Source organism: Thermodesulforhabdus norvegica (assembly GCF_900114975.1).
Taxonomy (GTDB): domain Bacteria; phylum Desulfobacterota; class Syntrophobacteria; order Syntrophobacterales; family Thermodesulforhabdaceae; genus Thermodesulforhabdus; species Thermodesulforhabdus norvegica.
In genome coordinates this window covers 1-12621 of sequence record NZ_FOUU01000010.1, presented here as the reverse complement: position 1 = coordinate 12621, position 12621 = coordinate 1, and the positions used below count along the sequence as shown (strand labels likewise).

Annotated in this window: 16 protein-coding genes; all 16 read right to left on the bottom strand. The window is 49.2% G+C overall.

What is annotated here, in order from left to right; all coding sequences use genetic code 11:
* Positions 1 to 70: 70 nt before the first annotated feature.
* Positions 71 to 529 carry a ribosomal protein S18-alanine N-acetyltransferase gene (gene rimI / locus BM091_RS11610; RefSeq protein WP_177193641.1) on the bottom strand — a complete coding sequence of 153 codons (459 nt, stop codon included), beginning with the start codon at positions 527 to 529 and terminating at the stop codon, positions 71 to 73.
* Positions 519 to 974, bottom strand: a complete 456-nt coding sequence (locus BM091_RS11605; protein WP_177193640.1) for a PTS sugar transporter subunit IIA — start codon at positions 972 to 974, stop codon at positions 519 to 521. The genes rimI and BM091_RS11605 overlap by 11 nt, the downstream gene beginning before the upstream one ends.
* The gene (gene rapZ, locus BM091_RS11600; RefSeq protein WP_093395958.1) at positions 967 to 1902 is read right to left on the bottom strand and encodes an RNase adapter RapZ; all 936 of its coding nucleotides are present in this window, start codon (positions 1900 to 1902) and stop codon (positions 967 to 969) included. Before rapZ ends, BM091_RS11605 begins: the two co-directional genes overlap by 8 nt.
* A 3-nt stretch (positions 1903 to 1905) precedes the next feature.
* Entirely contained in the window at positions 1906 to 2367 is a 462-nt protein-coding gene (locus BM091_RS11595) for a PTS sugar transporter subunit IIA (protein WP_093395956.1), read from the bottom strand.
* A 20-nt stretch (positions 2368 to 2387) separates the two neighbouring features.
* Entirely contained in the window at positions 2388 to 2930 is a 543-nt protein-coding gene (gene hpf / locus BM091_RS11590; RefSeq protein ID WP_093395955.1) for a ribosome hibernation-promoting factor, HPF/YfiA family, read from the bottom strand.
* Between the two features lie 14 nt (positions 2931 to 2944).
* A complete protein-coding gene (gene rpoN / locus BM091_RS11585; protein WP_093395953.1) occupies positions 2945 to 4393 on the bottom strand; it encodes an RNA polymerase factor sigma-54 in 1449 nt (482 codons plus the stop codon).
* A gap of 9 nt (positions 4394 to 4402) precedes the next feature.
* The gene (lptB, locus tag BM091_RS11580; RefSeq protein ID WP_093395952.1) at positions 4403 to 5128 is read right to left on the bottom strand and encodes an LPS export ABC transporter ATP-binding protein; all 726 of its coding nucleotides are present in this window, start codon (positions 5126 to 5128) and stop codon (positions 4403 to 4405) included.
* 3 nt (positions 5129 to 5131) lie between these two features.
* Entirely contained in the window at positions 5132 to 5707 is a 576-nt protein-coding gene (locus BM091_RS11575) for an LptA/OstA family protein (protein WP_177193639.1), read from the bottom strand.
* Positions 5695 to 6270, bottom strand: a complete 576-nt coding sequence (gene lptC / locus BM091_RS11570; RefSeq protein ID WP_093396070.1) for an LPS export ABC transporter periplasmic protein LptC — start codon at positions 6268 to 6270, stop codon at positions 5695 to 5697. Before lptC ends, BM091_RS11575 begins: the two co-directional genes overlap by 13 nt.
* Positions 6267 to 6863: a KdsC family phosphatase gene (locus tag BM091_RS11565; protein WP_093395949.1), complete on the bottom strand. Its 597-nt coding sequence runs from the start codon at positions 6861 to 6863 to the stop codon at positions 6267 to 6269. Before BM091_RS11565 ends, lptC begins: the two co-directional genes overlap by 4 nt.
* A complete protein-coding gene (gene kdsA / locus BM091_RS11560) occupies positions 6864 to 7691 on the bottom strand; it encodes a 3-deoxy-8-phosphooctulonate synthase (protein ID WP_093395947.1) in 828 nt (275 codons plus the stop codon). It lies immediately after the preceding gene.
* 42 nt (positions 7692 to 7733) lie between these two features.
* On the bottom strand, positions 7734 to 9374 hold the full coding sequence (locus BM091_RS11555) for a CTP synthase (protein ID WP_093395946.1): 1641 nt from the start codon (positions 9372 to 9374) through the stop codon (positions 7734 to 7736).
* Positions 9361 to 9507 (bottom strand): hypothetical protein, encoded by a 147-nt coding sequence (locus BM091_RS14000; protein WP_177193638.1) that lies wholly within the window; start codon positions 9505 to 9507, stop codon positions 9361 to 9363. The genes BM091_RS11555 and BM091_RS14000 overlap by 14 nt, the downstream gene beginning before the upstream one ends.
* Positions 9508 to 9553: 46 nt before the next feature.
* On the bottom strand, positions 9554 to 10603 hold the full coding sequence (locus BM091_RS11550) for a hypothetical protein (protein WP_093395944.1): 1050 nt from the start codon (positions 10601 to 10603) through the stop codon (positions 9554 to 9556).
* The gene (locus BM091_RS11545) at positions 10600 to 11688 is read right to left on the bottom strand and encodes a patatin-like phospholipase family protein (protein WP_093395943.1); all 1089 of its coding nucleotides are present in this window, start codon (positions 11686 to 11688) and stop codon (positions 10600 to 10602) included. The genes BM091_RS11550 and BM091_RS11545 overlap by 4 nt, the downstream gene beginning before the upstream one ends.
* 90 nt (positions 11689 to 11778) lie before the next feature.
* The coding region (locus BM091_RS11540) for an aldehyde ferredoxin oxidoreductase C-terminal domain-containing protein (protein WP_218148894.1) at positions 11779 to 12621 on the bottom strand (843 nt) is incomplete at its 5' end.

The following is a 12621-nucleotide window of genomic DNA, read 5'->3' as shown; positions in this document are numbered from 1 at the left end:
CACGTGAAATGATAATTCCCGAAAAAACTCCCCCTTGAAAAAATAAGCACACTTCTCGGTGCTGCAATAACTAAAGGGTAAGGGACATCAGAATTGCGTCTTCTTTGCCCGACGGCGTTGAGTAATAGCCGGGACGTCGCCCTCTTACACGGAAGCCAAGCTTCCGATAGAGATGAAGGGCAGAGAAGTTCGATTCACGAACCTCCAGATGCACGATCCTTGCCCCTCTTTCCCGGGCTTCCTCAAGGAGTTTCACCATAAGGCCTGTTCCGTAACCCCGATTCTGGAAAGAAGGAGCAATGCCGATGTTGTTTACGTGCAGTTCGCCATGGATAATATTACTACAAACATAACCTGCGATGGAGCCACGCACCGTTAGAGTGAAGCAGAGAGCCTGCGGTTGTCGCAATTCGGCAAGAAATAAGCTTTCCGTCCAGGGCTCATACTGTATTTCCTTTTCTATGGATACTATGGCCTTAATGTGTTCCGGAATCATTCTGATTATGCTGTATTTTTCCTCACTCTGCATCGGGAGGCAGTATTTCATTTGCCCGGGTTATATGGCTTCTACCGTAATCCTGAACTATGCGTGCCATGTCCTCCAGCGAACATCCGTGTTTTCGACAGCTATAAGCCTTTATCAGCATTGGCAGATTTACCCCGCATACGACGTCAACCGTATTGCCGGAAAAGGAGAGGGCTATGTTGGTGGGAGTTCCTCCGTAGATATCCGTCAGTATCAGGACTCCCCGACCGCTGTCGGCTTCTTTGATCATTCGGCTGAAAAGTTCCGTAATGTCTTCGGTTTTCATATCGGGGGTTATGGTGATTGCGTAGAATCCTTCCAGAGAACCCACAATAAGTTTTGCAGCTCTTAAAAGCTCCTTTGCCAGATCGCAGTGAGTTGCAACTATAACGCCGACTTTGCTGTCTTCGCTCGTTGCATTTGCCTGCCTGATCCCACCACTACTCATTGCCGGCATCTCTGTGAAAGGTTAGAGTGTAAAAACCCCGATTGCGAAACCATGACGAGAAATGCTCTGCCATGACCACGGATCTGTGCTTCCCGCCGGTGCAGCCGAAAGCTATCGTGAAATACCTCCTGCCTTCTTTCAGATAACGAGGCACGAGGAATTCCAGTAGCGACTCAACGAGCCTTATAAAGTCCTGTGTGTCATCATGACTGAACACCCAGGTTTGAACTTCGGGATTGCAACCTGTGAGGGGTCTGAGAGATTCTACAAAAAAGGGATTTGGCAAAAATCTTACGTCCAGAACCATGTCGGCATCATGGGGTACCCCGTACTTGAATCCGAAAGAAAGTACCTGTACCGTCATGGCTTCTTCTTCGCGGACCAGACGGTAGGTGGTGGTGATCATCTGTTTTAAGGCATGGACGGTCAGCTCTGATGTGTCAATCACCTTTGTGGCTCGGTCTCTTAAAGGTTTCAGGAGCTCCCTCTCTCTGTTTATCGCTTCCAGCAACGACCTTCGTATTCCTCCATGCTCGCCGGAATTTTCCGACCGATCTGTTTTGTAGCCGTCCCACAGTTCTAAAGGATGAATTCTTCTGGTCTGACTGTACCGCCTCTGGAGCACGTCAACGGATGCTTCGAAGAACAATATTTCCAGATTGTATCCCTTTTCCTGGATTTCTTTGAAAATTTTTTCGTAGGCCTTCAAAAAGGTCCGTTCTCTTATGTCTATACCCAGGGCCACTTTCCTGGTGTCGGGCATTTCACCCTCACACAGGTCTAACAGTGCAGGAAGAAGGGGAACCGGAAGGTTGTCTATGCAAAGATAACCGATATCTTCGAAAGCTTTGATGGCCGTGGATTTACCGGATCCGGATAAGCCGGTGACCACCACTATGTGATGAGAGCTTCTGGAAGACTTTCTCATTGTTCAAAAATCGGAATCGTAACGGCTCAATACCTCGGCTATTTCGTCTGCATTATGAGCCTCAAAAAGGGCATCACGAGCCGTAGGATTTTTGAGGATTTCCGCCATCTTTGCCAGAACCTTTATGTTAGCCGTTGAATTGTTTTCGGGGGCAACCATGGCGAAAAAAAGATGAACGGGTTTGCCGTCAGATGCACCGAAATCAACGCCCTTTGTGGATTTTGCGAAGCACAGTACCGGCCTCCTGATATTTTTGCACCTGCCGTGAGGAATGGCGATACCTCTACCGACTCCCGTCGACCCCAGGTTTTCTCGCTCAAGCAATATCCGAAAAATTTCGTCCTGACTCAGGGACGATGTATGAGGCGCCAGCAGTTCGCTCAACTTTTTCAGAGCCGCAATCTTATCGGGTGGTTCGAAGTCGGTAAGTATTGCCCGCCTGGGCAGTAAGTCCATAAGTCTCATGACTTTTTCTTTACACGCTCCTAAGTTTCTATTAGCCCGTAGTTGCCGTCCTCACGCCTGTAAATCACGTTAATCCTTCCCGTATCCTGATTGGTGAAAACCAAAAAACCGCGATCCGATTTGTTCAGCTGAAGAATTGCTTCATCCAGATCGATGGGTTTAGGATCAAAAGGTTCGGTGAATACCACATATTCGTCCTCGTCCGCTTCTCCCATCGTACCTTCTACGGAGCTCCTGTTTCTATTGGCGATGATGTTTCTTTCCTGAGCCGACAGCTTCCTCCGCCTCATCTTGTCGAGTTGTTTCTTGATCTGGCTTTCTACGGTATCGGCCAGCAGATCAATAGCGCTGTACAGGTCTTCCGTTTCTTCTGACGCGTTTATGCGGATACCGTTCGAAGATATGCTGATTTCGGCAATATACCGATACTTTTCCGCTTTCAATACAACGCGCGCCTCTATCGGCTCCAACAGGTATCGTTTCACCCGACCGATTTTGGTTTCCACGTAAGATTTTACATCCTCAGAAGGCTCAATGTTCCGAAAAGTAAAATCAATCTGCATGCTTCGTCCTCCAGCTAAAAAACAGGTTTTTTCCTCTTATGAGAAGGCAGTATCCCCAGCATCTCTCTATACTTTGCAACGGTCCTTCTGGCAATCCGTATTCCTTCCTGCTTCAGTATCTTTGCGATCTCCTGATCGCTGAAGGGCTTTTGAGGATTTTCGTTTTTGATTATCGCCCGAATTTTTTCTTTGACGCTTTCAGATGCTATTTCATCACCGCCAGTTTTGCGGATTGAGCTGTTAAAGAAGTACTTGAGTTCGAAGATTCCATGAGGCGTTTGCATGTATTTGTTTGTCGTCACCCGGCTTATAGTGGACTCGTGCATACCCACTTCAACTGCAATATCACGGAGCACCATCGGCTTTAGATATTCAACACCCTTTTCGAAGAATTCCCTCTGGAGTTTTACTATACTTTCGGCTACCCGCAAAAGGGTTCGCTGACGCTGATGAATGCTTTTTATCAACCAGCTCGCCGAGCTCAACTTCTTCTGGATATATTCTCTGACCTCAGGAGTCATCCGTTCTGGATGCTTGAGAAATTCTCGATAGTAGGGGCTGATTCTCAATCTGGGTAATCCCTCTTCGTTCAGCATAACAACGAAATCATTGTCAACCTTTACAACGTAAACATCGGGGCTTATGAATTGAGGTTCCAGTGAGGCGTAAGCTCTACCCGGTCGTGGATCCAGAGAAAGTATCAGCTCCAGAGCATCCTTAAATTCTTCTGAGGAGATGCCCAGTTTTTTTATTAGCCCCTGGTAGTTCTTGTTTTCCAGGTAGTGGATGTGATCCTTAATTATGGAAATGACGAGCTCGTTGTCGGGGAAAAGGTTTCTCGCCTGAATGAGCAGACATTCTCTTAGGTCCCTCGCGGCAACACCGGGAGGGTCAAAATCCTGTATCCTGTAGAGCACCCTCTCGACCTTATCGACGGAGGTATCACAAAGGGTTGCGATCTCTTCAACCGTGGCATCCAGGTAACCGTGGGAGTCTATGTTACCTATGATTGCTTCGCCGATTTTTACTTCCTCCTCGGAAAAATCGGAGAGGTGCAGCTGCCACATAAGGTGGTCGGTAAGGGATGTCGGGCGAGAAAGACGCTGTTCAAAAGACGGTAATTCGTCACCTTCCTCTTTTTCATAAAGAACGGGGGTTCCGGAGTTATATTCTTCCAGGAAGGACTCCCAATCAAAATCTTCTCTTAGATTTTCGGATACTTCAACTTCACTCGTTCTCTCCGAGAGCTCAGGTGCCGGCTCTTCGGCTCCGGATTCGCTTCCGTCGGTGATATCTTCTTCAACCGGAACTTCTTCCAGTACCGGATTTTCCATCATCTCCTGCTGTATGGTCTCCAGCAGTTCCATCCGGGAAAGCTGCAGAAGCTTTATGGCCTGTTGCAACTGAGGCGTTATAACCAGTTGGGTCGTTACCTTTAGCTGTTGTTTAAGCTCCAGAGCCATAATCTTCCTTCAGTTCAGTCTGAACTCTTCTCCCAGATAGACCTGCTTTGCTCTTTCACTGGAGACTATTTCTTCAGGAGACCCTTCTTCAATTATCCTTCCATTGTGAATTATATACGCCCTGTCGCAAACACTCAATGTTTCCCTTACATTGTGATCCGTTATAACCACCCCGATATTCCGATCCTTCAAACTCCGTATAACTTTTTGTAGATCCTGAACGGCTATCGGATCAATCCCGGCAAAGGGCTCATCAAGGAGTATAAATCTGGGTTCTGTAACGAGAGCGCGGCATATTTCAACCCGGCGCCGTTCTCCTCCCGAAAGCCTGTCGGCCCGGGTATAGGCGACGTGGCTTATACCGAACTCCTCAAGAATGCTTCTTGCCCTTTGAAAAGCCTTTTTCCTTTCGAATCCCTTCATCTCCAGCACGGCAGTAATGTTTTCTGCAGCGGTAAGCTTCCTAAATACGGACGATTCCTGGGGCAGATAGGTGATTCCCTTTTGGGCCCTTATGTGCATCGGCAGTCCCAGGATATCTTCACCGTTCAGGAGCACGGCCCCTTCGTCAGGCCGAATCAGGCCAACGATGCAGTAAAAGGTCGTGGATTTGCCGGCTCCATTAGGCCCCAACAACCCCACCACCGTGCCTTCCGTCACGGAAAAACTCACATCGTCCACCACCCGACGCTGACCGTAGGTCTTTACGATATTTCGGACGGTGAGCATGGACATCGTCTATTGCCCCGTCTCCTGCTTTATTGGTTCCGATGACGGATGAAGGATTACCTCAACGGGTTTTTCTCGACCTCCTTCAACGATGCTTTTGCCTGTTGCCAGGTCAAGAGTTATGAGTTGTCCTGTGAGCCTGTCCTGACCCTGAGCTACAACGGGGCTACCGGTAAGGACTATTCGCTTTCTGTCCACGTAATAGATTGCCTTTTCTGAAGTGGCTACCCGGTTTCCCTGAACCACCCTCACGTCGCCTTCGGCTTCAATCCGGTCGATTTTTTTCATAACGGCTTCTTCTTTGACCGGGCCCCCCGTTCTGAAGGAACTCGAAAAATCCGCCTCTTTACTGCCGAAAACCGTCAGCCTGCGGCAGGTAATCACGATGTCTTCCCGCTCCACCGTTACATGTCCTTCAAAGGTAATGGTTCTGGATTTTTCGTCCAGAACCATACGATCACTTACGATTCGAAGCGGTGAGGCTGACTGCACAACCTTTTCTGCCGTACCTTTTTGAACAAAAATTTCGATCATAAGAACGGCAAGGATTAATGAAAATTTTCGTCCAGCTCTTATGGTTGCCACTTTACGACCACTCCATTTCGCCCGAAAGCTTTGCCGGTTTTTAGATCGTATTCCCATTCAGACACTTTCCCGAGGAAACCCGGGCCCGAGAGCTCCGCCGGAGTTTCTGAAAAGATCCGTCTCCTGCTGTGAGAGTAGTAAATTCTTTCTGTATGCACCTTATACCCATTCGGTAACAGAAAGTTTACATTACCGTTGATTTCTATGTCTTTAACGCCCGCATAGATCAGGCCACGGTTTCCGCGCATTTCAAGAACAGAGCCGTCATCCAGATAAAACAGAAGTTGTACCTTTTCCAGTTCCGTCAGGTCTCTGGTTTTAAAGTAGGTTGCGACCTGAGCTCTGAGAGTCCACTTAACCTTTCCGCCGTCAACCTCCGTGTACTCCATGTTTTCTATGCGGGCGCTTCCTTCCTGCTCGGGAGCCCCGGTTTCGGGAATTGATCCTCTGTTCTCGGGCTTCCTGCCCGATACGAAGAGAAACAGCGACAATATTAGACCACCGATTATGAATCCCCATAGGATTTTAAAAAGTGAACGAGGCTTGGGGGCAGGCCGTGTCATTGTGTCCTGAAATCTCCGGGATCTCCAAAATATCTTTCCGTGACTGTCGACCAGAAGTTCTTGGTTTTTAACAGAATCTCGCAGACTTCTCTACAGGCACCGTTTCCTCCACTTTTGCGGGTTATGTGGTGTGCGTAAGGAAAAACGTGGATGTTGGCGTTGGGAACCGTGACCGCCCAGCCCACCCTCTTCATAACCGGTATGTCTATCAAGTCATCACCCATGTATCCCACTTCTTGCTCTTTAAGCCCTGTTCTGGCGAGAATTTGCTCCAGTGCTTCCAGCTTTATTTTCGCATTCTGGTACACGTGCTTAATGCCGATTTCTTCGGCCCGGCGCTCTACGGTCCTGCAGTACCTTCCGGTGATAAGTCCAACCTCTATACCCGCCCTTATGAGAAGCTTCATACCGTGTCCGTCCTGAACGTCAAACATTTTCATTTCAACTCCGTTGTCGAGGTATATGATTTTCCCGTCCGTCAGAACACCGTCCACGTCGAAAAGCATGAGCCGTATTCGTTTTATTCTATCTATCTGGCCGATGTTCAGGCCGTAGTTGGAAACGAGCTCTTGAAGATAATCCCTTGGAGTCATCTACTGCTCTCCTGTAGTTACTGCATGGTATATGGCCTTGAGGTTCTTTAAAAGTCCTTCCAGACGGTTTAGATACCAGGAATTGGGACCGTCACAGAGCGCTTCGTCGGGTTTGGGGTGGACCTCGAGAAAAACTCCGTCTGCACCTGCGGCTACGGCAGCACGGGCTATAACGGGTACAAAATCCCGTTCTCCTCCCGAACAGCTCCCCAATCCCCCCGGTCTCTGAACACTGTGCGTCGCATCAATGACAACGGGAAACCCCAATGCTTTCATTATGGTGATCGACCGCATATCAACTACCAGGTTGTTGTAACCAAAGCATGAGCCTCTTTCTGTGAGGATTATCTTTTCGTTTTCCCGGGAGCGAATCTTTTCAATCACGTTTTTCATATCCCAGGGGGCCAGAAACTGGCCTTTCTTGACGTTGATTATCCTGCCCGTTGAGGCGGCGGCGGTTATGAGATCGGTCTGACGGCACAAAAAGGCAGGGATCTGGAGTACATCCACGACAGAAGCCGCTGCTCTGGCTTCTTCAGGGGAATGAACGTCCGTCAGCGTAAAGACCTTCAGTTCTGCTTTCAGCCTTTCAAGCCATGCCAGCCCCTTTTGCAGCCCTGGTCCCCGGAAAGACCTGATAGATGTACGATTTGCCTTATCGTAGGAGCTCTTAAAGACAAAGGTAAGCCCCAGGCGATCGCACAGGTTTTTGATGTATGATGCCGTCTCGTACATTAGTTCGTAGCTTTCCATTACACAGGGCCCTGCAATAACGAAAGGACCGATCTGCCTGCTCGAAAGGTTTCGCCATAACGCGTTGCTTTTCATACCGCCCCTTATTAAGGCAGGATTTTATGCAAATCTTTCCTATCAGTCCTTACTGCCGTATTCAATGGCCTTGCGTACGAAAGCCTTGAAAAGAGGGTGTGCCTCCATGGGACGGGATTTGAATTCAGGGTGGAATTGACACCCCAGAAACCACGGATGATCAGGAATCTCCACAATCTCTACCAGGTTTTTATCAGGCGAGAGGCCCGTGAACCTCATACCGTACTTGGCGAGCCTTTCTCTATAGTCGTTGTTAAACTCGAAACGGTGTCGGTGCCTTTCCCAGATTTCGATCTCACCGTAAGCTTCAAAAGCTTTGCTGTCTTTTTCAAGAATGCACGGATATGCCCCCAGCCTCATGGTCCCCCCAAGATCGCTCTGCTCACTTCTCCTTATGGTCTTCTGACTCTTATAGTCAAACCATTCTCTCATCAAATATATGACGGGGTGAGGGGTATGGGGATTGAATTCCTGGCTGTGAGCGTGATCAAGCCCGGCGACATTTCGAGCAAACTCCACTACGGCCAGTTGCATACCAAGACAGATCCCAAAGAAGGGAATATTGCGTTCCCGGGCTATTTTTATGGCCTTGATCTTTCCTTCTATGCCACGGTGCCCAAAACCTCCGGGAACGAGAATTCCGTGGCATCCCTCAAGCATGGCCTCTCCACCTTCTTTCTCCACTTCTTCGGAATCTATGTAAACGGGTTCAACCTTCGCATCCTGTATCCATCCGGCATGAAGCAATGCCTCGTGAAGACTTTTGTACGATTCTTTCAGGTTAACGTACTTGCCGACGATGGCAATTCTGACCTGCCGGCTTGCCTCTCGTGCTCTCCTTACCAGGTTCTCCCATTCATCAAGCACCGGTGCCCGCGTCCAGATGTTAAGGAGCTGTACGATCTTGTCGTCTAAGCCTTCTTTGTGGAGCATCAGAGGAACTTCGTAGATGCAGTCCACATCCTGAGCCGTAATCACGGCGTCGGGTTCAACATTACAGAAGTGCGCAATCTTTGCCTTAATCTCCGGGCTTAAGGGCTTTTCGGATCGACATAGTAAAATGTCGGGCTGTATGCCTATGCTTCTCAGTTCTTTAACGCTGTGCTGCGTCGGCTTGGTTTTCAGCTCTCCTGAGTTTTTAAGGTAAGGAACCAATGTGACATGGACGTAAATGGAATTTTCCCGACCCACATCGTTCCGGAATTGCCTGATTGCTTCCAGAAAGGGAAGGCTCTCTATATCCCCAACGGTTCCCCCGATTTCCACTATCACTATGTCTTCATCATTTACCACGCTTTGTATTGCCTGTTTAATTTCGTCGGTTATGTGAGGTATCACCTGAACCGTGGCTCCGAGATAGTCACCGCGGCGTTCTTTTTTGATGACGGAGTAATATATACTGCCTGAGGTGTAGTTGTTCTTCTTCGACATTCGTGCTCTGGTGAACCTTTCATAATGACCGAGATCGAGGTCGGTCTCGGCTCCGTCATCGGTTACGTAAACCTCACCGTGCTGAAAGGGATTCATGGTTCCCGGATCGACGTTTATGTATGGGTCCAGTTTCTGTAAAGTAACCCTTAACCCGCGGCTTTCCATAAGTGCCCCAATGGAAGCAGCCGCAAGCCCCTTTCCAAGGGACGATAAAACTCCGCCGGTTATGAAAATAAATTTAGGCCGTCTCAACTTCCCACCTTCCCCAGGTTTTGTTTGTTATTTCATAAACTCCCTCAACCATCTTATCAGAAAGAAGAAAATTGCTAAAGTCTCGCCTGCCATTTCCGGGCCAGGCTATAAGCGGTATCCGGGCTAACTTCAAACCGGCCTCCGGTAAGGCTCGAAAAGTTGCCGCCAGAAAAGAGTTTTCAGTTTAAAAGGGCCCGTACAAATCCCGCCAGTTCCTCCGGAGGATAAAAGGCAATTTCGTTACCCAGGAGTCTCTGGAAGTAAAAGTCGTCTGTCCGATGATGAGGTACCATGTTCTGGCGGGTTATGATCCTGGCGAAACAACCGTCCCCTTCTTCAGTGTCCTCAAGGGGTCCTCCGTAGCAGGCCATGTTGAAGGTGGAAAACCCCAGATTGTGATATGCCTTGAGCACCGTGGAGAGAGCTTTTGCAAAGTTGCCGATATCCTTTTCCGTCCATTCCAGGAGATTAGCTCTATGAGGGAAGACAATCTGGATTTCGTTGGGACCAATGGGTGAGTAAGCCGCAATTATGTGAGCCGAGTCGTCAAAACAGGTTATGTATCTCACCCCGGCTTTTCTTTCTTCCTCTATCAGTACCTTCCAGAAGGACCTTCCGTGCTCTTCATAGAATTTTCTTGAGGCTTTAATAACCCTTTCGTGGTGAGTTGACGGAACCCCCGCGCCCAAGACCTGGAGATGTGGGTGTATCACGCTGGCTCCGGCGGGAGGAAGATAATTAGCGTTAACGGTAAAGTACGATGGGTCTTTTGTTTTGCCCCACACGGTTTTTATAAAAGAAAATGAGACATCCAGGGCATCGCGAAGCAGGTCCTCCGAGAACTCGTCCAGGTTTCTGTAGTGAGCATGACCCACCATGACCACCGCATGATAGGATGCAAGAGGGAAGAGGTTGGGAAACAGCACGCATTCGTTTTTCACCATTCTGCCCCCGGGCAGAAGAGTGTCGGGGTACTTCGGGGTCATTGTTTCCCATTTACCATCGCATAGAAAGCATGTCGATCTGGTCGCTTCTGCACGTTCCCGGGTGTAATTAAAATCCGTATCGGGGAAAAGAAATTCTTTTTTACCACGGATTGCCTCGTTAACAATGCTGACATGTCCCAGAAGGGGATCTTTTCTGAATTCTATCTCCTGCCTGATGAGTTTGCCTCCTGCAAGAGGACTGTGAAATTCGGCGGTTTGACGAATCGACTCAAAGCGTATCATCGGCTTCCCTCCTTGAGTCCGTAAAGCCTGACCATATCTCGTATTTTCCCGGAAGAAACGGCTTCAGCAAATTCTTCGGCCATTCTCCTTCCCAATTCTACGGCTTTTTTCCACCGTCTTTTGCGTTCCAGTGGATTATTTGAAAAGGTATAGAAATCCTGCCGGTCCGGAATCTTCCGGTCAGGAAGCATGGAAAAGAAAGTGTTAGAAGGTCGCACCAGAACAATGTTTTCGAGGGTGCGAGGGTCAGGGGAGCGATGTCTCAAGGTTTTGTCAAACCAACCGGGAGTAACGGTACCGGAGTAATGCGGGAACAGTGCCAGCTCACCGTCCTTTAGCCTTAATGGAGGAAGTATGTGATAGTCGATCAGTCCGCCATCTCGATAGGTTCCCGGGGGTGCACCCGGTATGCTCCTCACGCCTTCCATTACGAGAGGAATTGAAGCCGAGGCCATTAAGGCATCCGGTAGGTTTCCGGGTGTAAGCTCCACGAGCCTGATCGGTATGTGATCGGTAGTCCCTTCCAGGGGAGGGCGATCTCTTGGGTCGGAGAAATAAACCCTGTCCATAAAAAATCTCAGGTAAGATCTACTCAGCCTATTTGCGGTGTACATTAAAAAGGTCGATAAAAGTAAGGGCAGTCGATTTTCCGAAGCTCCGATTTTCATTCTCACCGTAGCGATGTTTAACCTGATGAAAGGGTGACCGAGCACTTCCTCTTCTGTTCCCTCCGGCATGAAAGATCTGAGTATGGTTCTTGCAACCTGAGTTACTTCCCGGGGTGAAGGTTTGGAAGAATAGCGTTGATTCATGTACGATTCAAAGAGATTATCTATTGCCCTGGAAGGTTCCTTACAGGTCATCGCTGCAAGTCGCCAGGCACCTATTGAAGATCCGAAGAAATGCACAGGATGACGGACTCCCGGAAGCAGTTCGGAACTTATCCATCTATCCAGATGGTACAATACCAGCCATTTAGGCCCACCGGCTGCCCCGAGTATGACACGAATCCTCTCTGCCCTTAACCCCTCCTCTCTGACAATCCCATAAGCCCTGCGCCCTGCTTCGATTTCAAAATAGCTCATCTCGAAGTTCCCCCTCCTGCTCTTTATAACAAAAAAGAACACCTTTCCTCTAAGGGAAAGGTGTTCTTTTGCTACAGATCAACGGATTTATTAAAATTCAAAAACCTTATCCAGTTCCTCGTCTGGTACCTGGAAGGTTAAGTTGTGGGGTGGGAGTGGTTCGACTTTGAAGAATCTGGGCAGGCGGTCGTGTTCTTTCGTAAAGCCTGCCTTTGTGTTGAATTCCCGCTCCATTCTGAGGATCTTTTTGCCGTATTCCATGAAGTCATCGGCGGTCCAGTTCCAGCCGTAGAAGGCGTTTATCATGTCCAGCATGGCCTGAAAGGTCTCGGGCTGATCCAGGGTGGCGAAGGCTATAAAGAGGCACATCCCCGTGGAGTCAATGGCCGCCGTTGCAATCTGGAGGTTTCGGGATATTTCAACCTGACCCTCGGGCTTGAGAGGATCCACAAAGCCCCCCACCTTGAGGATGTTCTGGGCAATGGCGTAACCTGCGGTGTGATCGGCTCCCATGGTGCTCGTTGCGTAGGTCACGCCGATTCCGTGCGCCGCCCTGGGATCATAAGCCGGAAGAGCCTGACCCTTTACCACGGGAACCCTCTCCACCCCAAAGGCCTTGCCCGTTACGGCCGCCCCGTTTCCAAGGATTCTTCCCAGATAGGTCCCCTTTCCCACCTCGTGAAGAAGATTTATCGCTCCCTGGGCATCTCCGAAGGGGATTATACCCGCTTCCATGGCAACCCCTATGGTTGCTCCCATTTCTATGGTGTCCAGGCCGTAGTTATCGCAGAGAAAGTCTATCATGGCTATGGCATCCAGATCGTCTATGCCGCAGTTTGCTCCGTTGGCCCAGACCGTTTCGTACTCGGGCTGCTTGGTGAGATAGTGGCCGTCCTTGTCGTGAAAGATGCCCGAGCATCGAATGACACAGCC